This window comes from Azospirillum sp. A26, from assembly GCF_042604635.1.
Classification (GTDB): Bacteria; Pseudomonadota; Alphaproteobacteria; order Azospirillales; family Azospirillaceae; genus Azospirillum; species Azospirillum palustre.
In genome coordinates, this window is the sequence record NZ_CP170472.1 from 1,196,015 (window position 1) to 1,221,211 (window position 25,197).

At 65.1% G+C, this 25,197-nt stretch carries 18 protein-coding genes; 9 read left to right on the forward strand and 9 right to left on the reverse strand.

Annotated features, from left to right (window positions below):
• Positions 1-5 precede the first annotated feature (5 nt).
• Both ABNQ39_RS06150 and ABNQ39_RS06155 read left to right on the forward strand, forming a co-directional pair.
• Positions 6-1,193: an acyltransferase family protein gene (locus ABNQ39_RS06150; protein ID WP_376959506.1), complete on the forward strand. Its 1,188-nt coding sequence runs from the start codon at positions 6-8 to the stop codon at positions 1,191-1,193.
• 334 nt (positions 1,194-1,527) lie between these two features.
• Entirely contained in the window at positions 1,528-3,279 is a 1,752-nt protein-coding gene (locus tag ABNQ39_RS06155; protein ID WP_376959762.1) for an EAL domain-containing protein, read from the forward strand.
• Positions 3,280-3,311: 32 nt separating this feature from the next.
• Here the strand turns inward: ABNQ39_RS06155 and ABNQ39_RS06160 are convergent, their stop codons facing one another.
• The 4 genes from ABNQ39_RS06160 to fumC form a co-directional block, all read right to left on the reverse strand.
• Entirely contained in the window at positions 3,312-3,527 is a 216-nt protein-coding gene (locus ABNQ39_RS06160) for a hypothetical protein (protein ID WP_146255407.1), read from the reverse strand.
• 137 nt (positions 3,528-3,664) lie between these two features.
• The gene (locus tag ABNQ39_RS06165) at positions 3,665-4,426 is read right to left on the reverse strand and encodes a DUF599 domain-containing protein (protein ID WP_376959507.1); all 762 of its coding nucleotides are present in this window, start codon (positions 4,424-4,426) and stop codon (positions 3,665-3,667) included.
• Between the two features lie 53 nt (positions 4,427-4,479).
• Complete coding sequence (locus ABNQ39_RS06170) at positions 4,480-4,686, reverse strand: ribbon-helix-helix domain-containing protein (protein ID WP_376959508.1); 207 nt, start codon at positions 4,684-4,686, stop codon at positions 4,480-4,482.
• Between the two features lie 88 nt (positions 4,687-4,774).
• A complete protein-coding gene (gene fumC, locus ABNQ39_RS06175) occupies positions 4,775-6,166 on the reverse strand; it encodes a class II fumarate hydratase (RefSeq protein WP_376959509.1) in 1,392 nt (463 codons plus the stop codon).
• Positions 6,167-6,449: 283 nt separating this feature from the next.
• Between fumC and ABNQ39_RS06180 the strand changes: the two genes are divergently transcribed.
• Complete coding sequence (locus tag ABNQ39_RS06180; protein WP_376959510.1) at positions 6,450-6,698, forward strand: hypothetical protein; 249 nt, start codon at positions 6,450-6,452, stop codon at positions 6,696-6,698.
• A gap of 365 nt (positions 6,699-7,063) precedes the next feature.
• Positions 7,064-7,279, forward strand: coding sequence for a hypothetical protein (locus ABNQ39_RS06185; RefSeq protein WP_376959511.1), 216 nt, complete (start codon positions 7,064-7,066; stop codon positions 7,277-7,279).
• A 10-nt stretch (positions 7,280-7,289) separates the two neighbouring features.
• On the opposite strand, the gene ABNQ39_RS06190 is transcribed toward ABNQ39_RS06185, so the two are convergent.
• Entirely contained in the window at positions 7,290-7,787 is a 498-nt protein-coding gene (locus ABNQ39_RS06190) for a GNAT family N-acetyltransferase (protein ID WP_376959512.1), read from the reverse strand.
• A gap of 112 nt (positions 7,788-7,899) precedes the next feature.
• Entirely contained in the window at positions 7,900-8,982 is a 1,083-nt protein-coding gene (locus ABNQ39_RS06195; protein ID WP_376959513.1) for a glycosyltransferase family protein, read from the reverse strand.
• A gap of 359 nt (positions 8,983-9,341) precedes the next feature.
• Here ABNQ39_RS06195 and ABNQ39_RS06200 point away from each other — a divergent pair, with 359 nt between their 5' ends.
• Positions 9,342-10,616 carry a lytic murein transglycosylase gene (locus ABNQ39_RS06200; protein ID WP_376959514.1) on the forward strand — a complete coding sequence of 425 codons (1,275 nt, stop codon included), beginning with the start codon at positions 9,342-9,344 and terminating at the stop codon, positions 10,614-10,616.
• 30 nt (positions 10,617-10,646) lie between these two features.
• Here ABNQ39_RS06200 and ABNQ39_RS06205 read toward each other — a convergent pair whose 3' ends face one another.
• Entirely contained in the window at positions 10,647-11,201 is a 555-nt protein-coding gene (locus ABNQ39_RS06205; RefSeq protein WP_376959515.1) for a hypothetical protein, read from the reverse strand.
• A gap of 376 nt (positions 11,202-11,577) precedes the next feature.
• Between ABNQ39_RS06205 and ABNQ39_RS06210 the strand changes: the two genes are divergently transcribed.
• The 4 genes from ABNQ39_RS06210 (at position 11,578) to ABNQ39_RS06225 (ending at position 20,960) form a co-directional block, all read left to right on the forward strand.
• Positions 11,578-12,657: a response regulator gene (locus ABNQ39_RS06210; protein ID WP_376959516.1), complete on the forward strand. Its 1,080-nt coding sequence runs from the start codon at positions 11,578-11,580 to the stop codon at positions 12,655-12,657.
• A gap of 260 nt (positions 12,658-12,917) precedes the next feature.
• Entirely contained in the window at positions 12,918-16,421 is a 3,504-nt protein-coding gene (locus tag ABNQ39_RS06215) for an indolepyruvate ferredoxin oxidoreductase family protein (protein ID WP_376959517.1), read from the forward strand.
• Between the two features lie 434 nt (positions 16,422-16,855).
• Complete coding sequence (locus ABNQ39_RS06220) at positions 16,856-18,547, forward strand: methyl-accepting chemotaxis protein (RefSeq protein ID WP_376959518.1); 1,692 nt, start codon at positions 16,856-16,858, stop codon at positions 18,545-18,547.
• A 364-nt stretch (positions 18,548-18,911) separates the two neighbouring features.
• On the forward strand, positions 18,912-20,960 hold the full coding sequence (locus ABNQ39_RS06225; protein ID WP_376959519.1) for an ATP-binding protein: 2,049 nt from the start codon (positions 18,912-18,914) through the stop codon (positions 20,958-20,960).
• A 146-nt stretch (positions 20,961-21,106) separates the two neighbouring features.
• On the opposite strand, the gene ABNQ39_RS06230 is transcribed toward ABNQ39_RS06225, so the two are convergent.
• Positions 21,107-22,684 (reverse strand): sensor domain-containing diguanylate cyclase, encoded by a 1,578-nt coding sequence (locus ABNQ39_RS06230; RefSeq protein WP_376959520.1) that lies wholly within the window; start codon positions 22,682-22,684, stop codon positions 21,107-21,109.
• Between the two features lie 349 nt (positions 22,685-23,033).
• The gene (locus ABNQ39_RS06235; RefSeq protein WP_376959521.1) at positions 23,034-24,944 is read right to left on the reverse strand and encodes a PAS-domain containing protein; all 1,911 of its coding nucleotides are present in this window, start codon (positions 24,942-24,944) and stop codon (positions 23,034-23,036) included.
• Positions 24,945-25,197: the final 253 nt, after the last annotated feature.

The window sequence follows — 25,197 nt, forward strand, 5'->3', positions numbered from 1 at the left end:
GAGAAATGCGCTTTCCAGTTCTCGACGGCTGGCGCGGTTTATGCGCCTTATTTGTCGCATTATTCCACTTTAACGCCTTAGGATATTTCTACCTCGCCCCGTTCGTTCGCGGCAGCTATTTGTTTGTAGACTTCTTCTTCGTTCTCAGTGGCTTCGTCATCACCCACGCCTACATCCACCGTCTGAACTCAACGGCGGACGGCAGAAATTTTCTGGTGAGACGCCTTGGCCGGGTCTGGCCGCTGCATGCCACCACCCTGATCGCCTTCATTCCGCTTGAGATCGTGAAGGCATTGGCGGTCAGCGGCGAGACGGCGGCCTTCACCGGCCGCTTCGCGCCATCCTCCATTCTCAGCAACCTGTTCCTTGTGCACTCTCTGGGCATTGAGGACGGGTTGACCTGGAACATTCCGAGCTGGTCGATCAGCGCCGAGTTCCTCGCCTACGTCAGCTTCGCAGCGCTCTGCCTGCTGGCGCGCCGCACATGGCTGGTGACGGCGTCGGCGGTTGCGCTGTCGGCTGCCGGCGCCTTTGTGGTCATGGGATGGTCCGACCAATACATAGACACCAGCTTCGACTTTGGATATTTCCGCTGCCTCTACGGCTTCTTCACCGGCCATGTGACGTATCGGCTGTTCCAGGCGGCCCGCACTGCCGGACTGTCCAGACTGTCGATGCGGCGGCCGACAGCTGGGTCGCCGATAGCCGGGCTGAGCGAGGGGCTCAGCCTTGCCGCGGTGATCGTTTTCGTTGCATCGGCGCGCGGGAACGCCCTGTCCTATGCCTCGCCCCTGCTCTTCGGTTTGGTCGTCTGGGTGTTCGCCTTCGAAGGCGGGACGATTTCAAGGCTGCTGGCGATGCGGCCTTTCCAATGGCTGGGCGCCCGCTCCTACTCCGTCTACATGGTACATGCGCTGGTCATTGCGCTGTACGAGAAGGCGGCGGTCGCGATGCAGAGGCTGTCGGGCCAGCCGATGTTCGTCGGGCCAGCAGCCGGCGGCGAAGACCGGCTGATCTTTTTCGGTGCCACCTGGATGATGGACCTTCTGGCGCTCGCCTATCTGGGGACGGTGGTCGCCATCGCCAGCCTGACCTACCGCTTCGTGGAAATACCCGGACAATCCAGCTTCAACGCACTGCTGTTGAAGCGGCGGAAGCCCGCGGTTCGGCCAGCGGCGGTGGAAGTTACCTGACCTTCTTAGCCATGATGCATGGCGAGGCGGCTCCGGAGGCAAAGACCCGATAGAGCCACCTAGCCATGCCAGACACCATTGACAACAGTTATTACGATACCGGAACGATTTCATCAATTTCTCGGTAACGCTATTAATCGCAACCATGAGCATCCGGCAAAGTTACTCCCGGTATTTTGCATTTGCGAAATAGATGCCTCAAATTGTTGCGTTCAGGTCAGGCGAAGGTCATTTCCCATCGATGCGGCTTTTATCTCCTATCAATATTGGTTACCCTCTGCTGCATTCAGGAAGAAACTCTCTAAACTTTGATGTAATTTACAGCCGGATGATGATGCCCTTGTCGCAGGAAAGCGCAGGTCGCTCCCCTCCCCCGATCGGACCGGCTGTCGCCCCGGCCTCCGGCGCGGCCGGTCATCGCCGTCCACAGTCCAGCCGCGACCGCGACCGCTTCGTCGGCTTTGCCTTCGCCGCCGCCGATCTGCTGATCGAAGCGGATCCCCAGGGCAACATCCTGTTTTCCGCCGGTGCCCGCTGCCGGCTGACCAAGGGCGATGTCGGCGGGCTGGTCGGCAGCAACCTGATGGAGGTGGTGGCCCCCGGCGACCGCAAATACGTCCATGTCCTGTTCGACCGCATCCGCGAAAAGGCACGGATCAAACCATCGCGCGTGATGTTTCAGGCCTTCGACGGCCAGCAGTTCCCGGCACTGCTCGGCGGCTGCCGGCTCGACTCCTGTCCCGGTTCCCTGTTTCTCACCGTGCTGCTGACCGCTCCGGCCCGTGGCAATGGCAGCAATGGGGCGGTCACGGCGGCCCAGGGTGAACTGCTCGACCAGTGCGGTTTTGCCGGCATTCTGGAGGAGCGCATCCATGCCGCGCGCGAACGGGGACTGGAGCAGGGGCTGACCCTGCTGCTGGTCGAGGGGTTGCAGGCAATGGTGGACTCGATGCCGGAGGGAGCGGCGGCGGAGGTGCGTGAGGGCATCGACGCCTATCTGCGCGGCATCTCCGCCGACGGCGACAGCGCCGGGCAGTTGACCGGCGACCGATACGGCATCGTCCATGCCGCCGACATCGACGGGCGCGAGGTGCAGGGCCACATCGCCCAGATCATCGAGGCGGCGGGCGGCGCCCTGCCCGGCGGCATCCGGTCCTGGACGCTGGACATGGCCGACGACCGGCTGGACGCCGCGGATGCCGCCCGCGCGCTGGTCTACACCGTGCAGGCCTTCGCCTCCGCGCAAGGCGGCGAGTTCACCATCTCCAGCCTGGAGGATGGCGCGAACCGCCTGATGGCCGGGGCGGTGGAGCGGATCGGGCAGCTGCGCGCCACCATCGACAACCGCGACTTCGTCGTCGTTTACCAGCCGATCGTCGACATCGGCACCGGCGCCGTCCACCATCTGGAGGCACTGACCCGGGTCGAGGGGATGAGCTCGCCGGCCGACTTCATCACCTTCGCTGAGGATGTCGGGCTGATCTACGACTTCGACCTGCTGCTGACCCGCACGGTGCTGGACACGCTGCAGCAGTTCCGCAAGGAACCGAAGCTGCCCGACGTGGCGATCAACCTGTCGGCCAAGACGCTGATGAGCCCGATCTTCTTCAAGCAGTTCCAGTCGGTCGTCGCCCCCTACGGCGATCTGGCCTCGAAGCTGCTCATCGAAGTGACGGAAACCGTTGTCGTCACCGACATCGCCAAGCTGAACGAGGTGTTGCAGAAGCTGCGCGAAAGCGGCTTCCGCATCTGCCTGGACGATGTCGGTGCCGGGTCCACCAGCTTCCAGTCGCTGTATGGCATCCAGGCCGACTATGCCAAGATCGACGGCAAGTTCGTCCGCGGCGCCGTGAACAGCCCGCGCGACATGGCGATGCTGCGCAGCATGGTCGATGTCTGCCGCCAGCTGGGACTGGAACTGATCGGTGAGCAGGTGGAGGAGACGGTGCACGCCGAGCTGCTGAACGGCTTGGGCGTGTCCTTTGCCCAGGGCTTCCTGTTCAGCCGGCCGTCGAGCGACTTCGCCTATTTCGCCAAGGACTGGTCGAAGGTTCGCAGCGGCGGCAAGGTGCTGCTGAAGGGCTGAGGCGCCGTGATCGCCGGAATGCCGGTGCCGTCTCAGGCCAGGGCCGGGGACCGGCCGAAGCCCTCGAACACGCCCATTTCCTCGATGCTGTGGACCTGTTCGAGCCGATTGCGGGCCGCGTTCAGAAGTTCCCGGTTGCGGGCCAGCGTGTCACGGCCGGCATAGCCGTCGCGCAGGTGAACGCGGTTCAGCAGAGCCTCCGCCTGGTCAAGGGCTTCCATGATGGTCAATGCAGTATCGGCGTTCATTTTCGCCCTCTTGTTCTCTGCGCCGCGCCGACAAGCTGTCGTGCGATCCTCGATGAACGGACCTTAGCCGCCGCAACTCGCCGTCAGGTAGAGGATATTTGGTCGCATGCGCAAGAAAACGTGTGGGATTTTATTTATTATTTCGCTTTGCTTGAATCGTTTCTCTCCAACCATTGGGTCTGTACGCGGATGACCTTTTCGGTGGCGGAAAACGCCTGCCGGCGGGTGAGAACGAAAACGACGCCGCTGGACGCCGCGATCAGCGGAATGGGGCCGATGATCCAGACCAGGGCCGCCAGTGCGAAGTAATAGGCGCGGATGCCCCCGTTCAGCGCGACGATGGCCAGGGTCAGCGCCTCGCTGATGGTCTGGGCGATCTCCCGGCGGTCCTGCGGCGGCACCGGCGGCATCGGCGCAGAGCCGATCAGGGCACAACAGTAATTGTACTGACGCAGCGCCCAGGTGAACTTGAAGAAGCCGAAAGTGAAGATCACCACCATCAGCAGCATCTTGATCTCGAACATCTGGTGCGAGGTCGGGACGGCGAAGGACAGGTCCGATATCAGCTGCTGCGCCCGCTCCGCTGCACCGAAGGAACCGATCAGCCCGGCCAGCACCAGCATGTTGGTGGAGGCGAAGAAGGTGCAGCTGTGCATGGTGTGGCCGAACAGCTGCGCGTCCATGATCCGGTTGTCGCGCTCCAGCATCCGCTCGATCCAGTGGCGGCGCACGATCCGCAGATGCCGGTTCACCACATTGCGCCCGGCCATCAGATGGTCCTGGGTGACGGTGAAGCCGACCCAGGAACCGATGAACCAGACGAAGGCGATGATGTCGAGCGTGGTGACGTCTGGCGGCATGGCGGCGGTCTTGGCAAGGTAATGAGGGGGGCCAAGCACCCGTGTACGCCGGCAATGGGCGGGTGTCCACCTGCGGGTATCCGAGAGGCCCCCTACTCCCCGCGCCCCTGCACCGCCTTCAGCACGTGGACGCGGATGGCGCTGGACAGGTTGCCGGTCCGGGTCTGGTCGATCTCCTCGATCAGGGCATTGACCGACAGGCCGCGGGATAGCGCCACCGATTTCAGGGCGTCCCAGAACTCTTCCTCGAGGGAGACGCTGGTGGGATGGCCGGCGATCAGGACCGAACGCTTCTTCATGGTCACGCACGCATCGCAGTGGGAGATGGGGGTGGTCAGAGGAAGGCCGGTGCGGCCGGGATAACTCACCCCCACCCTAACCCCAAGCTTAGCCTGGACCAACCATCCGTTCGGGTCGAACCCATTGATCGAATTGCTCATCCGTCAGGAGTCCGAGTTCCCGCCCGGCCTCCTTTAGACTTGTCCCTTCCTTGTGGGCTTTCTTGGCGATCTTCGCCGCATTGTCATAGCCGATGTGGGGGTTCAACGCCGTCACCAGCATCAGGCTGTCCGACACCAGCTTGGCGATGCGCTCGCGGTTGGCCTCGATTCCCACCACGCAATTGTCGGTGAAGCTGTTCGCGGCGTCGGCCAGCAGGCGGATCGATTGCAGGACGTTGAAAACGATCACCGGCTTGAACACGTTCAGTTCGAAATGGCCGGTGGCGCCGGCGACGGTCACGGTGGTGTGGTTGCCCATCACCTGAGCGCAGACCATCGTCATTGCCTCCGACTGGGTCGGATTGACCTTGCCCGGCATGATGGAGGATCCCGGCTCGTTCTCTGGCAGCGACAGCTCGCCAATGCCCGAGCGTGGACCGGAGCCGAGCAGGCGGATGTCGTTGGCGATCTTCATCAGCGACACCGCCAGCGTGTTCAGGTGGCCGTGCACGTCGACCAGCGAATCATGGGTCGCCAGCGCCTCGAACTTGTTCTCCGCGGTGACGAAGGGAAGGCCGGTGAAGGCAGCCACCTCCTCGGCGAAGGCTTCGGCGAAGCCCGGCTTGGCGTTCAGGCCGGTGCCGACCGCCGTGCCGCCTTGGGCCAGCCGGTAGAGCTGCGGCAGCGCACCCTTCACCCGGCCGATCCCGTAGGAGACCTGGGCGGCATAGCCGGAGAACTCCTGCCCCAGCGTCAGCGGCGTGGCGTCCTGGAGATGGGTGCGGCCGATCTTGACGATGTCCCGGAAGGCGTCGGCCTTGGCGTCGAGCGCCGTGCGCAGATGCTCCAGCGCCGGGATCAGGCTGTGCACGATCTCGTCGGCCGCCGCGATGTGCATGGCGGTGGGGAAGCTGTCGTTCGACGACTGCCCCATGTTGACATGGTCGTTGGGATGGATCGGTGTCTTCGACCCCATGGTGCCGCCCAGCCGCTCGATGGCGCGGTTGGCGATCACCTCGTTGGCGTTCATGTTGGTCTGGGTGCCGGAGCCGGTCTGCCAGACCACCAGCGGGAAGTGATCGGCCAGCCGGCCGTCGATCACCTCGTCCGCCGCCTCCATGATGGCGGCGCCGAGTTTCGGATCGAGCACGCCCAGCGTCATGTTGGCGGCGGCGGCGGCGCGCTTCTGGATGCCCAGCGCGCGCACCAGCGGCACCGGCATGCGCTCTCCGCCGATGCGGAAATTCTGAAGCGAGCGCTGGGTCTGCGCGCCCCAGTAACGGTCGGCCGGAACGTCTATGGGGCCGAAGCTGTCGGTTTCGGTGCGGACACCGCTCATGGTCGGACCTTTCCTGATCGCCGCTTTTGGTCACGGGTGGGACGGGTTGCAAACTTCCCCGCCACGCCTGATCTTTGCGGTGTACCCCGGAACGGCAAGGGCCTGGACTGCGCAGGCCAGGGCCACGCTCCAAGCGGGAGCTTGAGCGACTCGGCGGAAATCCTCGCTATTCACTCGAATTTGTTCTTGTTGCGTTCGCGGTTCTTCCGTACGCTTTGCTCAATGATCCGCTGCAAGGCCGGCGGCTATCGACTGTGATTGGGACAGCGATTGGGGGAACAGGATGGACGATCTGGCATACGACCATGTCCGCGCCTTCATTGCCCGGACGCGCGTTGCGGAGATGAAGAGCCGCGGCTGGCGGGTTCTCGGCCCCGGCGAGGAAGGCTCCCTGCTGATGGAAGGCCCGATGCTTGCCGGCCGGACCGCCGTTCTGGAAGAGCCCATCGGCGGAGTTTTCGACGATCTGATCGCCCGCGCCCTGGAGCGCGCCGATGCCCGCGACCGCACCGCCGCCTGCCGCGCCGCCTGATCGACTTTTCCGGGAGTCAGCATTTTCAGGGGGTTGTGACTGTCCAACCGGGTGGGAGGGACTGCACCCTTTGGTGGTCCCTCCCCCCAATTCCCTCGGGCGGTCTGAGCAACCGGACATAGCGGTGCGTGTTGTCATCATGCATGCTACCCGCCGGGGCATCCGACGGGGATCGATTGCAGCAGAACTTCAAAGGTCCTCATAGACGTTTTGAGGTAACTCTTCGGGGCGATCCTATACAACGTGACCATAGATCGGAAGTACCCCCGAAGATACCACCTGCCGCATAGTCCCGTTAGGAAGTCTTTAACTCGCCCGATGGCTTGATAAGGCCATCGGGAACGCTCAGGCCTAGGGAGATTTACATGATCGGCGCCGTCAACTCGAAGAAGATCAACGCCTCCTCCGCGGCCCATATCGCGCTTCTCGACCAATTCATTCGATTGACGCAAGACACCATCGTCGAACAGGACGATGCCTTCGTCCGCGACAGCCTGGTCGATCTTCTGTCGAACCTGCGCAGCGAGCGTTCCGACTACGCCGAGATCATCGGCGCGTCTGCTCTGAACCGCGCCGTCTGATCTCCGCCTTTTACTCTTCCCCGGTACCGACTTCCGCCGCAAGGTCGGAAAGGGCCTCCCCGGTCAGGCGATAGGGAAGCCATTCCTTCATCTGGCGGAAGCCGACCCGGTCGTAGAAGTCACGCGCCGGGTTCCAATCCAGAACGCTCAGATCCACCCGGCGGTAACCGCGCTCCACCGCGCGCTTCGCCACCGCGGCCAGGAGCTTGCGGCCGACGCCGTAGCGTCGGGCGTCGGGCGTGACGTAGAGATCCTCGACATAGAGGCCGGGCCGCCCCTCCCAGGTGGAGAAGTTGCGGAAGGTCAGCGCGAAGCCGACCGGCGCATCGTCCAACTCGGCGATCAGCGCCTCGAACACCGGCTGCGGCCCCCAGCCGTCGCGGCGGAAATCCTCCTCGGTCGCCTTGACCGCATCGGCCTCGCGCTCGAACTCCGCCAGTTCGCGGACGAAGCGCAGGATGGTCGTGCAATCCTCCTCGACGGCGGGGCGGATGGTGACGGTCGGCATCGGCGTAAGGCTCCTTAGATAATTTGCCAAATGGCATTGGGCGCAAAACGAAACGGGGAGCGGACCATAGCCCGCTCCCCGCACTTTCGCATCCCCGTTAAACCGGATGTCGTCAGTCGTCGCCGCCGCCCTTCAGGTCCAGGATGCTGCGCAGCTCCTGCACGCGGCGCTCGGCGCTGTGTTCGGCCAGCACCCGCTTGCGCGCCCGGCGGCCGAGGTCGGTCAGGTGGTTGCGCGGCAGCATCATCGCCGTGGTCACGTCGTCGGTCTGGGCGGCGACCAGGATCTCGCGGCCGGGCTCGAAGAAGCTGTCCAGCCCCTCCCACTGATCGGCGACGATGGCGGCCCCGCAGGCGGCGGCCAGGAACAGCCGGGGCGACGGGCACCAGCCGATCCGGCGCTCGTCGTCGCGCGCCAGCGTCAGCGCGAGACTGGCCGAGGCCAGCACGTCGGCATGACGCGCCGGGTCGAGGTCGGGGAAGGTCAGGATGTTGGAGGCGCGCGGCACGCCATCCGGCAGATCGGCGCCGACCAGCGCGAAGCGCCGGCGGGTCAGCCGCTGGGCCGGGTCGATGAAAAAGCTGCCCAGCCCCTCGCGGATGCCGTCCGGCCCGCCGACAATGCAGCAGAGATCGGCCAGATACTCCCGCTTGAAGTCGCCGGGCTTGTCGGCCTCCGGCACGATCCAGGGATAGAGCGGGGCCACCGACTCCGCCCCCGCCTTGACGCGGTAGCGGTCCAGCGCCGGCCCGCCGCAGGAGGCGAGCACCATGTCGAAGCCGGCCAGCCCGTCGGCCGGCAGGTGGTCCACCGCCTCTCCCGCCTCCAGCGCCGTCAGGCTGACCGCGGCCTCGGGATCGTAGAGCACGCGGCGCGGGGTCCTGGATTGGCGGACGAGGTCGGCGGCGGCGCGGGCGTCCGGCCCCTGCGCCACCACCAGCGCCACGCCGGCATCGTCCGCCTGGGCCGCGGCCGCCACCGCCACCTCGTCCCAGGCGCCGTAAGACAGCACCTCGCCGCCGGGAATGGTCCAGGGGGCAGACGAGCCGGGGCCGGTCCGCTCGACCGCGACGACGCGATGGCCGCGGATCGCCAGCCCATGGATCAACGCGCGCCAGCGCATGCTGTGCCCGCCATCCTGGCGGTACCCGTTGGTCAAGCCCCCGTTACTCAAGCCGAGGATCACGATTTTCATGGCGTCGGCACCCTTGGCGTTCCGCGGCGGGAAGCCGCTTCCCGATGGAAGCGCTCCCAGATCAACGCGATTGGAGAAGGTGGTGTTCCGGCTTCCGGTCCCGTCCCGGCAGCCCTGCCCAAGACGAAGTCAAGCTGGGCAAATCCGGCCGGGTTCGGCGCCTGGGGACAGGGCTTTGCCGGACGGGATTTGCGAAAGCGTTGCATTGAAATTTGATATGGACCGGTCCGGCGGCCCTGCAAGCGTATACCCCTCGCAATAGGCGTTTCCCCGACAGGGCTGCCCATTTGACGGTTGAGCCTTGCGGCCAGGGGCCTTAGGGTCACGGCCCGGTTTCCCCTCCGATCACGGTCGAGCGCATGCGACTTCCGTTCCGTCATCCCGCCCGCCTCCTTCTCGCCACCCTGCTGATGGCCGGCTGCCAGAGCACCGGAGCCACCGCTCCGGTCGCAACCGCTGCCTCGGCACCCGGTACCGCGACGGCGGCCATCCAGCCCGTGGCGCAGCAGCCCGCCTCCTTCCCCGAATGGCTGGCGGCGCTGCGTGCCGAAGCGCTGGGCCAGGGCATCCGTCCGCAGACCTTCGACCGCGCTTTCCAACGGGTGAAGCTGTCCGAGCGCGTCGTCGAACTGGATGGCTCCCAGCCCGAGTTCACCCGGCAAGTGTGGCAGTATTTGGACAGCGCCGTGAATGAAAAGCGCGTCCAGGACGGCCGTCAGAAGTTGCAGGAGCATGCGGCGTTGCTTTCCCGCATCACCCGCCGCACCGGCGTTCCGGGAGAGATCCTGGTCGCCTTCTGGGGGGTGGAATCGGACTTCGGCAAGTCGACCGGCAACTTCTCGGTCATCGACGCGCTGACGACGCTGGCCTTCGAAGGCCGCCGCGCCGCCTATTTCCGGTCGGAGCTGCTGGCCGCGCTGCGCATCCTCGATTCCGGCGACATCGCGCCGGAGCGGATGACCGGCTCCTGGGCCGGTGCCATGGGCCAGACCCAGTTCATGCCGACCGTCTTCCTGCGCAACGCGGTGGACGAGGACGGCGACGGCCATCGCGACATCTGGGGCAGCATGCCCGACGTGCTGGCCTCCACCGCCAAGTTCGTTCTGGCGAATGGCTGGCGGCAGGGAGAATCCTGGGGGCAGGAGGTGCAGCTGCCCGACGGCTTCCCCTACGATCAGGCGGAGCTGAGCATCACCAAGCCGCTGTCGGACTGGCGCCGGCTGGGCGTCCGTCCGGTGGACGGCAGCGATCTGGGCGGCGAGGGATCGGCGGCGATCCTGGTGCTGGCCGGGCATCGCGGCCCCGCCTTCCTGGTGCGCGACAATTTCCGTGCGATCATGCGCTACAACCCGTCGACCAGCTATTCGCTGGCCGTCGCCATGCTGGCCGACCGCATGACCGGCAAGCCCGGCGTCCGCGGACCCTGGCCGCGCGAGGAACAGGCGCTGAGCCGCGACGAGCGCATCGACCTGCAACAGCGTCTGGCGTCGCTGGGGCTGGAGCCGGGTGCCGCCGACGGCATCGTCGGGGCGAACACCCGCAACGCGGTGCGCCGCTTCCAGGCGTCGGTCGGGGAGATCCCGGACGGCTTCGCCACCAAGGCCCTGCTGGAGCGGCTGCGCCAGCGGTCGTGAGGACAGGGGGAGTGACGGGGTGTGGTGAGGCTAACGCCCAGCCACCCCCTCGCCTCCCATGCCGCCGCGCAGCAGGCCCCAGGCGGCCGGCAGCAGGAACGCTGCGATCCCGGCGCCGACCAGCGCATCCGGCGCTCCGTCCAGCAGCAGCCAGCTTGCCGCCAGCCCGACGAGGCCGGCGCCGAGCGGCAGGACATCCTTGCGCGAACACAGCCAGATCGCCCGCAGGCTCAGGGTGCCGCGCCGGCCGGCGAACAGCAGGGTCGCTGTCGCCACCGTCACGCCGATGGCCAGCAGCAGGGCCAGACTGGCGAGCGGCACGTCGGGGATCGCCATGCCGGCGATGCTGCGCCCTGCCGTCACCACCAGCGCCACCGCTGCAACCATCAACGCTACCCCGTGCAGCATCGACAGGCGCGCGTGCCAATCCGGCCGGCGCCCCAGCCCGACCAGCGTCACCGCATGGCCGGCGGCGTGGTTCAGCATCAGCAGGGCGGCAGCCCACAGGGTGACCGCCTGCGTCGCATTGGCGCTGGCGAGCAGCAGGGCGCCGAGCAGCCCGTTCACCACCATCGCCATCCGCATGGTGTGCTTCAGATCACCCGATCCGCCGGAAAGACGGGATGATCCACCGCCACGTGAACCGCCGCCACAGGATCCACCACCGCATCCACCGCTCATCGCACGCCCCATTTGGAAACCTGACCGGGAAATCATAGGGGCGGCGGACGCGTGCGTCCATCACCATCAGAGCTTTCTGATATGCGCCGATCTCACCCGTCCGGTATCGAAAGAGGTGTCCGGCCGCGCGGGCTACCCATTCGAACGGCGGCGGGGATAACCCGGCCCACCCAACGGTACATGGGCTGTCTCATTGGGCGCTTACCCGTCCCCCTCCATGAAAAGCGGACCGTCGAGGCGGATATCGGGACAGACACAGCCGCATCATCGGAACCACTCCATGACGAAGCGTCCCGCCTCCCCCATCAAGATCCTCATCGTCGACGACAATCCGCTGTTGCAGCGGGCGTTGAAGGACATGCTGGGGCTGTGGGGCGTCGGCCAGATCACTGCCGTCGGCAACGGCCAGGAGGCCAAGGACGCGCTGCGGCGCGAGGTCTACGACCTGATGGTGACCGACTGGGTGATGGAGCCGGTCGGCGGCGCGCAGCTGGTCCAATGGATCCGCCAGTCGCCGGGCAGTCTTCGGCCCAGCATGCCGATCATCGTGCTGACCGCCAACGCCGACCTCGCCACCGTGCGCAGCGCCTGGGATGCCGGCGCCGATTCCGTTCTCGCCAAGCCGGTTCCGGCCGCCACCCTGGCCCGCCGCATCGACGCGGTGTTGAACCGTCGCGACGGCTCCCCCCGGACGGGAACTGCCGAGCCGGGACGCGACACCGCCCGCCCGGCCGCCAGCCCGGCCGGTCAGGGTAGCCCGTCGACCGCCAGCTTGCCCTCCCCCCGGCCGGCCACGCCGCGTCCGATGGCGAGCGGCATGGCACATCTGCCCCCTCCGGCAACGCCACCCACGACACCGCCGACTCCGGTGCCACCGACCCAAGTGCCGCCGACTGCGGTTCCGGCCTTCGCCATGCCGCCAGACCGCGGTGCCGCCGCCATGCGCAGCGACGATCCCAAGCGGATGCGGCTGCTGCTGGCGCTCGACAAGCTGGAGGCGGCAATCGAGCGGCCCGACCCGATCGGCAGCCGGCTGCGCCATGCCCTGTCGGATGTGCAGATCGCCACCGCCGGCGATTCCGCCGCGTCTTCGGTCGTCGCATCGCTGTCCACCTGCGTCACCTGGGTGGAGCCGGACATCGAAGGCTATGTCGATGCGCTCCAGGCCCATGCCGCGGCCCTGCGCTGGCTGGCGGGATCGGACGGCGGCGCCCAGTCGATGGCGGTGGCGCTGTGCCTGATCCGCACCCTGCGGGCCAGCGTCCGCACGCTGGCCGCCCGCGGCCAAAGCGATTTCGGCAATTGGCCGGACGGCGGCGGCCCGACCCCTCCGGGCAAATCCCCCCTGACGGGGCGCTGAGTCCCTCCCCATATCGTCTGGAGACGGTTCCGGGCGAGAGAGGGACGGAGAGGGAATTTCCGCAAATCAGGGCATTCCATACGCTCCGTTACGGAAGACCGGCAGTTGCCGCGCCGTTCCTTGCTTTTTGCAGGAAGGCCGGCCGCAGCCGTTGCGATATAAGACAGCCTTCATTACCTTTTCGCCCAGCGAACAAATCGGTTCCCCAGCACTCCGTTCAGGAGTTTGCCAGGCTGCCGACCGATGGGAGGGAATGAAGAATGGCGCTCGCAACAGTGTCTCTCGAAGACAAGTACGCGCTCGAACAGGGCCGTGTTTACCTCACCGGCACCCAGGCGCTGGTGCGCCTGCCGATGATGCAGCGCCAGCGCGACCTCGCCGCCGGGCTGAACACCGGCTGCTTCATTTCCGGCTATCGCGGCTCGCCGTTGGGCGGGTTCGACCAGAATCTGTGGAACGCCCGCAAGTTCCTTGAAAAGAACCACATCCAGTTCCAGCCCGGCGTGAACGAGGAGCTGGGCGCCACCGCGGTCTGGGGCAGCCAGCAGGTCGGCATGTTCAAGGGCGCCAAGTATGACGGCGTCTTCGCCATGTGGTACGGCAAGGGTCCCGGCGTCGACCGGTCGGGCGACGTGTTCAAGCATGCCAACGCCGCCGGCACCTCGAAGCATGGCGGCGTGCTGGTGCTGACCGGCGACGACCACAACTGCAAGTCCTCCACCTTCCCGCACCAGTCCGAACACGCCTACATGCACTCGATGATCCCGGTGCTGAACCCGTCGGGGGTGCAGGAGATCCTGGATTACGGCCTGATCGGCTGGCAGATGAGCCGCTTTTCCGGCTGCTGGATCGCGATGAAGACCATCGCCGAGACGGTGGACACCTCGGCGTCGGTCTATATCGACCCGCACCGCGTCTCCCCCATCGTCCCCGCCGATTTCCCGATGCCGCCGGGCGGCCTGAACATCCGTTGGCCCGACCCGCCGCTGGAGCAGGAATACCGGCTGATGAAGCACAAGCTGTACGCCGCCCTGGCGTTCGCGCGTGCCAACAAGCTGGACCGGGTGGTGATGGAGAGCCCGCGTCCGCGCTTCGGCATCGTCACCACCGGCAAGAGCTATCTCGACGTCCGTCAGGCCTTCGACGAGCTTGGCATCACCGAGGAGATGGCCGCCGACTGGGGCATCACCGTCTACAAGGTCGGCATGCCCTGGCCGCTGGAGCGCGACGGCGTCCGCCACTTCGCCGAGGGTCTGGAAGAGATCGTCGTGGTCGAGGAGAAGCGCGCGGTCATCGAGAACCAGTTGAAGGAACAGCTGTACAACTGGAACCCCGATGTCCGCCCGAAGGTGGTCGGCAAGTTCGACGAGCAGGGCGAGTGGATCCTGCCGAGCGCCGGAGAGCTGACGCCGGCCCAGATCGCCGTGGTGATCGGCCGCCGCCTGCAGCGCTTCATCGAGAACGAGAATCTCGCCCGCCGCATCGCCTTCCTCGACGCGCAGGAGAAGCAGAAGGCCCATGTGGCGCGCGTGGTGCGCAAGCCGACCTTCTGCTCCGGCTGCCCGCACAACACCTCCACCGTCGTGCCGGAGGGAAGCCGGGCGCTGGGCGGCATCGGCTGCCACTACATGGCGACGTGGCTCGACCGCTCGACCGACACCTTCACTCAGATGGGCGGCGAGGGCGTGCCGTGGGTCGGTCAGGCCGCCTTCACCGACGAGAAGCACATCTTCGCCAACCTGGGCGACGGCACCTATTTCCATTCCGGCGTGCTGGCGATCCGGCAGGCCATCGCCGCCAAGGTGAACATCACCTACAAGATCCTGTTCAACGACGCGGTCGCCATGACCGGCGGCCAGCCCTTCGACGGCTCGCTGACCGTGCAGTCCATCGCCCATGTCCTGCGGGCGGAAGGCGTGCAGCGCATCACCGTCGTCAGCGACGAGCCGGAGAAGTACGGCATCGGCAACGGCCTGCCGCAATACACCACCGTCGAGCATCGCGACGACCTCGACCGCGTGCAGAAGGAGATGCGCGAGGTCCCCGGCGTCAGCATCCTGATCTATGACCAGACCTGCGCCACCGAGAAGCGCCGCCGCCGCAAGCGCGGCAAGATGGTCGATCCGGCCAAGCGCGTCGTCATCAACGAACTGGTCTGCGAAGGCTGCGGCGACTGCTCTGCCAAGTCGTCCTGCGTGTCGGTGATCCCGCAGGAGACCGAGTTCGGCCGCAAGCGTCAGATCGACCAGTCCAGCTGCAACAAGGACTATTCCTGCACCAAGGGCTTCTGCCCCAGCTTCGTGACGGTGGAAGGCGGGTCCTTGCGCAAGCCGAAGCCGGCGGCGGCGAAGTCGGCCGACGCCACCGCCCTGCCCGCCCCGGTCGTCCCTGCCTTCGATAAGACCTGGAGCCTGTATGTCACCGGCGTCGGCGGCACCGGCGTCGTTACCATCGGCGCGCTGCTGGGCATGGCCGCCCACATCGAGGGCAAGGGCGTCGGCGTGCTCGACATGACCGGGCTGGCGCAGAAGGGCGGCGCCGTCACCAGCCACATCCGCATCGCCAACACGCCGGAGGACATCCACTCCGTCCGCATCGCCGCCGGCGGGGCCGACGCGGTACTGGGCTGCGACCTGATCGTCGCGGCGGCGGGCGACGGCCTTTCGAAGATGACCGCCGGCCGCACCCGCGCCGTCATCAACACCCATGACAGCATCACCGCCGACTTCATCAAAAAGCCGGACATGGTGATCCCGGTCCGCGATCTGGTCGGCGACATCCGCAAGGCCTGCGGCGGCGAGGTCAATGTCGACGCCTTCGACGCGACCAAGCTCGCCACCGCGCTGCTGGGCGACAGCCTCTACGCCAACCCGTTCCTGATGGGCTATGCGTGGCAGAAGGGACTGATCCCGCTGAGCGAGGAGTCGATCCTCAAGGCCATCGAGCTGAACGGCGTGTCGATGAAGCTGAACCTCGACGCCTTCCAGTGGGGCCGGCGCGCCGCCGTCGATCTGGCTGCGGTGGAAGCCGCTGCGAAGCCCCAGGAGGTGGCGCAGACCGCGCAGTCGCTGCTGCTCGACCAGCGCCGCCAGTCCGGCAGCCTGGACGAGGTGATCGAACGCCGCCACCGCTTCCTGGTCGATTACCAGGACGCCGCCTATGCCGCCCGTTTCCACGCGCTGATCGACTGGACCCGCCGGACGGAGCAACAGAAGGTGCCCGGCTCCACCGCACTGACCGAGGCGGTCGCCCGTGCCCACTTCAAGCTGATGGCCTACAAGGACGAGTATGAGGTGGCGCGCCTCTACACCGACAGCGGCTTCGTCGAGAATGTCCAGCGCATGTTCGAAGGCGACTGGAAGCTGACCTTCCACATGGCCCCGCCGGTGATGGGCGATACCGCCGAGGATGGCGGCGAACCGAAGAAGAAGAGCTTCGGCCCGTGGATGCTGCCGGTCCTGCGCCTGCTGGCCAAGGGCAAGCGCCTGCGCGGCACCCGGCTCGACCCGTTCGGCCGTACCGCCGAGCGCCGCCAGGAACGCCAGCTGATCGCCGACTATGAAGCGGTGGTGGGCGAACTGCTGAACGGCCTGACCCGCGAGAAGCTCGATCTGGCGGTGGAGATCGCCAAGCTGCCGATGGAGATGCGCGGCTACGGCCCGGTGAAGGCGCGCAACGTCACCGCGGCTAAGGCGAAGGAGGCCAAGCTGCTGGCCGACTTCCGCGCCCCGGTCGCCGCCCCACAGCCGCTGGCGGCGGAGTGAGGCTGGCCGGGCAATCGGTAGGCGTCATTGCTGACGGCACCCTTCCCGCCCCTGGCGGGAAGGGCTCGCCGCCTCGGGTCCTCGGCGGTCCAGACTGGGACGAGCGACTTGCAGACAAGTCGAAATCATTGCCTTACCAGATCGTCTCGCCATCGACTGGCTTGGGTGGTGCGTGCAAAAGTCTCATAGCGAACGCCGCGGAATTTTCTAATGTTCGGCCCATGATCGGCATTGCCGATTCACAGCAAAGACGCCGCCGGCTCTGCCAAGGTGACGAAATGCGGCAGGACCATTCAAAATTTGCGGATTTTCCGGACAGAATTCGGTGCTGGAAAGCGAATGTCGCCTGAATTCGCTGTAACTTGGCTTCATAGATTCATATGCATACCGGTGTATGATGGTCGGGATATCCCCTGCCAAAGATGAGCCGGACCATGGGTACCTTGCTAAGCCGCTTCAGCATCAGCCGCAAAATCTCCGCCATCGTCATCCTGATGACGTTGATCGCGTCGGTAATCGGCACCATCGGCTTCCTCGCGATCCAGACCTTCGGCGGCAGGGTCGACGACATCCAGGTCCGCTCGCAGCGGGCGCTGCTTGCCGAACAGGTCAACAGCCTGATCTTCAAGACGGTGATGGACAGCCGTGGCCTCTATGCCTCCAAGTCGAAGGACGACGCACAGCTGTTCAGCAAGGGGATCAGGGAGTCGACGGCGTCGATCGGCAAGCGGATGACGGAATGGGAGCGCCTGCTGACGCCCGACCGCAAGGCCGACTTCCAGAAGATGATGGACACCGCCAACGAGTTCGTCGCCATCCGCAACGAAGTCGCCCGGCTCGGCGTCGAGGTTTCTCCGGAAGCGGCGCAGAAACATGGCGACACACCGGAAAGCCGCACCAGCCGTACCGCGCTGGGCAAGTCCATGGAGGCGGCGGCACAGCGGAACATCGACAGCATCCAGCAGGCGAACGACGAACTCGACGCCTTCAGCACCCACATGATCACCCTGATGCTGGTGGTCGGCATCGGCGGCATCGGCATGGCGGTGGCGGCCAGCGTCGCCGTGTCGCGCTCCGGCATCGTCAAGCCGATCACCGGCATCACCGGAACGATGTCCCGCCTCGCGGATGGCGACCTGTCGGTCGAGGTCGCGGGCAAGGACCGCGGCGACGAGATCGGCGGCATGGCCCGCGCGGTCGAAATCTTCCGCCAGAACGCGCTGGACCGTGCGCGCATGGCGGCGGCCGAGGAGGCGGAACGGCTGGACAAGGAGCGGCGCACCGCCGCGGTGGAGAGGCTGGTCGCCGGCTTCGACAGCAGCATGTCGGGCATCCTGCGCACCGTCAGCGCCGCCGCCACCGAACTGGACGCCACCGCGCAGAGCATGTCGCACACCGCCGAACAGACCAACAGCCAGGCCGCCAGCACGGCGGCGGCGGCGGAGCAGGCCTCGGTCAACGTGCAGACGGTGGCGTCGGCGACCGACGAACTGACGGCGTCGATCTCGGAGATCAGCGCGCAGGTCTCGCGCTCCACCACCATCGCCGCCCAGGCGGTCGGTGAAGCCGAAGCGACCAACCGGCAGGTCCAGGGGCTGGTCGAGGCGGCCCAGCGCATCGGCGACGTGGTGAAGCTGATCACCGACATCGCCAGCCAGACCAACCTTCTGGCGCTGAACGCCACCATCGAGGCGGCCCGCGCCGGCGAGGCCGGCAAGGGTTTCGCCGTGGTGGCCAGCGAGGTGAAGAACCTCGCCACCCAGACCGCCAAGGCCACCGAGGAGATCGCCGGGCAGATCCAGGCGATGCAGCAGGCGACCGGCGAAGCCGCGAACGCTATCACCGGGATCGGCGGCACCATCACCGCGATCAACGAGATCGCCACCTCCATCGCGTCGGCCATCGAGGAACAGGGAGCCGCCACCGGCGAGATCGCCCGCAACGTCCAGGAGGCGGCGCGGGGAACCGAGGTGGTGACGGTGAACATTGCCGAAGTCAGCCAGGGCGCCACCCAGACCGGCAGCGCGGCGACCCAGGTGCTGGGAGCCGCAGGGGAACTGTCGCGGCAGTCCGAACAGATGAAGTTCGAGGTCGAACGCTTCCTGGCCGGTATCCGCGCGGCTTAAGGACAGTGCGGAGGACGGGAGAATGGGACCCGCATCCTCCACCGCCGATGGGCGGCGGCGAATAAAAACGCCAACACCCTGTCTTGAAAAAAGGGCAGCTTCGGCTGCCCTTTTGCTTCGGTAAATGGAACGGTCGGAGCGACCGTTCCGTGCCGCTACGGTTGTAAATCCCTACACAGCCTTTCCCCAGGACTGCGCCATTGCATGGGACGTCTGTCCCAATACATACTCTGCCGGGGGATTATCCTTTTCGCATATTTATTACGTCGAGTTGCTCTCGAGCGCCTGCCGGCCGATAGAACAGGGTACGGGAGCTTGCGGGTCCGGCCGGATGAGGGAGAGTTGGGTGGCGGAACAGCGGTTGATGTCCGATGAGTCGGACCGGAGCGAAGACCGGTATCGCGCTCTGTTTAACGCTCTCGACGACGGCTTCTGCATCATCGAGTTCAGCGAGGATGCCGACGGCACCCTTACCGATTACATCCACGTCGAGGCCAACGACGGGTACGAGCGGCAGACCGGCATCCGCAACATCGTCGGCATGGCGGTGCGCGATCTGGCGCCGGCCGAGGCGGATGGCTGGATCGAGCTGTACGGCAATGTCCTGCGCACCGGCGAACCGATCCGATTCGAGCGCTATTTTGCGCTGGTGGAGCGCTATATCGAGGTGTCGGCGGCGAGGCTGGAGCCGGCCAGCCTGCGTCAGGTCTCCGTCCTGTTCCGCGACATCACCGCGCGGCGCCGCGCGGAGGAGGCCTTGCGCGTCAGTGAGGCGCTGGCACGGGAGAATGTGCAGCGCGTCCAGCTTGCCCTGGCGGCCGGCGCCATCATCGGCACCTGGAATTGGGACCTGCCCGCCAATCGTTTCACAGTGGACAAGCCGTTCGCCGAAGCCTTCGGTCTCGACCCCTCGCTGGGCCGCGACGGGCTCAGCCTGGAGCAGGTGGTCACCAGCGTGCACCCGGACGACAAGCCGGGGCTGCTCGCTGCCATCCAGGAGGTTATCGCCCGCGGCGGCGCCTATGCCCACCAGTACCGGGTGAAGCGGTTGGACGGGAACTATTACTGGATCGAGGCGAACGGACGGGTCGAGCACGGTCCGGACGGCACGCCATTGAGATTCCCTGGCGTGCTGATGGATGTCCAGGAACGCCGCGCGGTGGAGGCCGAGCGCGACCGGGCGGCGGCGGCATTGCGCGCGCTGAACGAAACGCTGGAACAGCGCGTCGCCGAGCGCACCGCCGAGCTGATGCGCGCCGAGGAGCAACTGCGTCAGTCGCAGAAGATGGAAGCGGTCGGGCAACTGACCGGCGGGCTGGCGCACGACTTCAACAACCTGCTGGCCGGCATCTCGGGCGCCCTGGAACGTATCGCCGCCCGCGTCGACCAGGGCCGCGTCAACGAGCTGGACAAGTTCATCATCGCCGCCCAGGGCGCGGTGCGGCGTGCGGCGGCGCTGACCCATCGGCTGCTCGCCTTCTCCCGCCAGCAGACTTTGGCACCGAAGGCGGTCAACATGAACCGGCTGGTCGGCGGCATGCTGGAGCTGGTCCAGCGCACGGTGGGACCGGGCATCCAGGTGGAGATGGTCGGCATGTCCGGGCTGTGGGCGACGATGGTCGATCCCTCGCAGCTGGAAAACTCGCTGCTGAACCTCTGCATCAACGCGCGCGACGCCATGCCGAAGGGCGGTCGGATCACCATTGAGACCGGCAACCGCTGGATCGACCATGAAGGGGCACGGCAGCAGGACATGCATCCCGGCCAGTATGTCTCGCTGTGCGTGTCGGACAACGGCACCGGCATGACGCCGGACGTGATCGAGAAGGCCTTCGACCCCTTCTTCACCACCAAGCCCATCGGCCAGGGAACCGGGCTGGGGCTGTCGATGATCTATGGCTTCGCCAAGCAGTCGGGCGGGCATGTGAAGATCTACTCGGAGGTCGGCGAAGGCACCATGGTGTGCCTGTATCTGCCCCGCCACCGCGGCGAGGCGGAGGAAGAGGAGATTCGCGACGAGCCGGCCACGACCCTGCCGGCACGGCAAGGCGAGACCGTTCTGGTGGTGGACGACGAGCCGAGCCTGCGCCTGATGGTGATGGACCTGTTGAGCGACCTGGGCTATGCGGCAATCGAGGCGGCGGACGGTGCCGCCGGCCTGCGGGTTCTGCAATCCGACGCGCGCATCGATCTGGTGGTGACCGACGTCGGCCTGCCCGGCGGCATGAATGGCCGCCAGATGATCGATCTCGCCCGCGTCCGCCGTCCGAAGCTGAAGACGCTGTTCATCACCGGCTTCGCCGAGAACGCGCTGCTGAACAACGGCCAGCTCGAACCGGGCATGTCGGTGCTGACGAAGCCCTTCGCCATGGATGTGCTGGCCGCAAGGATCAGGGAGCTGATCGCGGGTTAGAGGGGCGGACCGGCTCGCTCCTCTTCGGGCGGCGATCCGGGAGAGAGCCCTCTGGAAAATCCGCTCATTGGATTGGGCCGGATGAAATCAAAGCCGTCCGGGGCATGAACAGATCATGCGAACATGAAACTGTGGACATGGGACCGTCAAACCGGAAGCGTGCGGTTTCCCTCAACCATTGAACGATTACGACCACCACGCTTGGCGGCGTAAAGCGCACGGTCGGCACTGTTCAAGATATCGCTCACCGAAGCAGAGTCGCTCCGGGAGCAGGCGATTCCAATGCTGACCGTCACGTCGACCGACTGCCCTTTCCCTGCATCGATGCATGTCTCCGATACCGTCTGCCGGATGTCTTCCGCCACGGCGAGGGCGCCTTTGACGTCGGTTTCGGGCAGAAAGACCGCAAACTCCTCGCCCCCGATCCGAGCGAATGTGTCCGTCTCCCGCAGACGCGTCTTGATCGTATTGGCAAGGGCGACGAGCACCGCATCGCCGACACCGTGGCCATGCGCGTCGTTGATTGCCTTGAAGTGATCGACGTCGAGAACCAGCAGACTGAAAGTTCTCCTGTAACGGCGATGCCGGATCAGTTCGGCCTCGGTAACGGCCATGAAGCGGCGGCGATTGGCGATACGACAGAGCGGGTCGGTTTCCGACAGGACAACCAGTTCCTCCTCCCGCATTTTCAGGGACGAGTGTGCAACTGCCAATTCATCATGGGCGTTCCGCAATTCGGCGTTCATTGTCTGCTCGACTACATATTCGTGCAGAACCGCGCGAATCGCCAAGGCTGAAGCAAGGGATGCAAGCGCCAGCAGGAATGTCCCGACGCCAGCGATCAAATAAGCGGTCGACAGAGCTTGATCCGACCGGGTGAACGCTGCCTCCTTGTCGAAAAGCGCGACAGCGACCAATCCATAATCGCGAAGCTTTTGGTATCCTACGAAACGCTGAACCCCATCAACCGGACTTTTGGACTCGTACACTCCGGCATCGGGGACAAGTGCGCTCATGTAGGGGCGCGAACCGATCACGGTGCCGAAGTACTGCTCCTGGTAAGTGCCCCCAACCACCCTGGACAGGATCGTTCCATCGTCCCGCGACAAACCGATTGCGTCCCTTTCTCCAAGCAGGACGCTGTTTGAAAAATTCGCGAGGTGGGAAGGATCGACAGACAAAACAATCACACCATCGAACTCTCCTATATTGTTGAAAATCTTGCGTGTGAATTGGATCGACCACTTGCGAGACACACGCCCAAGAACTGGTTTGCTGATATACAGGAAGTCGCGCTTGTCTTCCAGATGCACACGAAAATGCTCTCTGTCAGACAAATCTATCCGCTCGCTAATTTTATTCAAATTCGAAAATATCAGATATCCGCTCTTATCTACCACAGATACCTGAAATAGATAGTCCGGCATAATAATAGAAGAAGCGCTTTTCACGATTGAATCGAGAGGAGCATGACCCTCTCTATATTCGCTTAATATTATTTGTGATGTCTGATCTATTTTCTGGACAACTCTGAGTATATACTCATGGTACGCTTTCGACATCATACGAGCATCGCTCTCAACCATTTGCTGATCGAGTTTTCGGTAATTCTCAACATTATCAAGCACAAGAATCCATAAGGAAAATGTGGATAAAACGAAGGCAACCGCAATTGTGGGAATCCATACCCTCAAATGGAAACGCGCTTTCTTTCTTACCGGCAAGATTTTTCCTTTCCGAAACCTCAGCCCAATAAAAATCTAAAATATTGAGATACTCAAAAACATATCAATAAGGGAATTCACCGATTTGATATATAAAGCGCTTTAAAATTAATCTCCATTCTGGAAAAATTTTTCTAAACTGGGATTTTCGTTTGATTTCTCTTAATAGAAATAAAGCTTCTTTTTGAAATTATTTAAAATGCGCGCGACCATGGGTTAAAAGAGAATCGCCACCTTCAGATCGGATCGTGTGAAATCGGGATCGATTTGAAGCGTCTGACAGGCAGTGGAACAATGCCGCCTCAGGTCTCATCCGTAGCATCGAGCATCGGCGAAGCCGCAGATTTTGCTAACCGTCGAACCGCACCGGAAAGCGCAACAAGAACCACGTGCCCTTCTCGCCGTCATCCTCCAGCGCGATGCTGCCGTGCATCGTGCCGGTCATGATGTTGGCGCAGATGCTGAGGCCCAGCCCGCTGGCGCCCATGCCGCGCTTGGTGGTGAAGAAAGGTTCGAAAATGCGGGGGCGGATGGAGGCGGGGATGCCCTTGCCGTCGTCGGCATAGTGCATCTCGATCCAGCCGGCCGGCTGCTCGCGGGCGGAAAGCAGGATGCGGCCGGACTCGCCCTCGTCATAGGCATGGACCAGGGCATTGATGATCAGGTTGGACAGCACCTGCGCGAAGGAGCCGGGATAGCCGTCGACGATCAGGCCGGCGGGGATGTCGAGGTCCACCGTCACCCGGGTGCGGCGCAGGCGGGGGCGCAGGCTCAGCAGCACCTCGTCGACATAGGCCGCGAGGTCGAAGGGGCGGCGCTCGCCGCTCGCCTGATCGGAGGCGACCTGCTTGAAGCTCTGGATCAGGCCGGTGGCGCGCTCGACGTTCGACAGGATCATCCGCGTCGATTCCCAGGCGACGTCCAGGAAGTCCTGGAAATCGCTGCGGCGGATGCGGTTCTCCTCGAACAGGGCGCGGATGCGGCCGACCTCCTCGCCCAGATGGGAAATGGCGGTCAGGGTGACGCCGATGGGGGTGTTCACCTCATGCGCGACGCCGGCGACCAGTTGGGCCAGCGAGGAGAGCTTCTCCGCCTGGATCAGGCTGGCCTGGGCATCGCGCAGTTCGGCCTCCGCCCGCTTGCGCGCGGTGATGTCCAGCGCCACCGTAACGATGTGGGTGACCTCGCCCCCCTCGTCGGTCAGTGGCATCTTGGTGGTCAGCCAGTCGCGCATCGAACCGTCGCCGTCGGGCGCACGGTCCTCGTGGAAGGGAACGCCCTGGCTGCTGTCCACCACCAGCCGGTCGAGCGCCGTGGCACGGTCGGTCGCGGGACCGGGCGGCGGAGCGGCGGCGGGGCCGTAGGTCTCGCGGTAGAAACGGTTGGTCAGCCGCACCGTGCCGTCACGGTCCTTCACATCGATCAGCGCCGGGATGGCGTCGATCACCCCGGTCAGGATCTCGCGGCTCTGGCGCAGCGCCTCGTCGGCGATGACACGGTCGGTGATGTCGGTGAAGGTGCGCACCTGCCCGCCGTCCGGCAGCGGCACCACCCGCACCTCGATGAAGCGGCCGTCGCCCTGGGGGCGGGCATAGACGAACTCCCTCTCCGGCCGGCCCAGGCGGTCCATCAGATACTTGGTCTTGGCATCCAGATCGTCGCCGAAATCGGGGGCTCCCGCCGGCATGGAGACCAAGCCTGTGGAGATCTGGTGGCGCACGATGTCGGACAGCGCCGGCTTGCCGCACATCACCTCCTCCGACACGCCGAGGATGTCCAGCGCATGGCGGTTCCAGGCGATGTAACGCAGGTCGCGGTCCAGCAGGACGATGCCCTGCCCCATATTCTCCAGCGTTAGGCGCAGCATGTGGCGCTGCGTCGCAAGGTCGTCTTCCGCCCGGCGACGCTCGGTCACGTCGGAGTAGGTGCGGACGAATCCGCCGGCGGAGGTGCGGCGGGTCCGCACCTCCAGCACGCGTCCATCGGGGCGGCGGTGCTCATAAAGCGGAGGATCGGCCCGGCGCGTCCGTTCCAGATGACCGGCCGCGAGGACATCGGGGTCGCCCGGACCATACTCGCCACGCCGGGCGAGGTAATGGACCATGCGGGCATAGTCGTCGCCGGGCAGATAGCCCATCGGAACGTCGAACATCTCGTAGAGCCGGCGGTTGATCACGCGGACCCTGAGGTCGGCATCGACCAGCATCACGCCCTGGTCCATCTGTTCCAGCGCCAGCACGGCAAGATCGTCGCCGCTCACGGGCTCCGGTCCGGGAGCATCGGCCGCAAGGGATCGGTTCGTCGGGAGGTCGGGGATCCGGGCTGGCAAGGTCGGCGCGCCATCCTTCGTTACGCGTGTCCACAATCGAACGTCTCACTGTAACAGCCGCGCCCCATCCTGCCGAGCCTTCGTCTGCGCCACGGCGTCGCAACTGAATGACATTTGCGGGACATTTTAAGTATTTCGGAACCTTTGCCGCACTAGCCTGTTTCGGGTGGCGACAGGTTTGTGC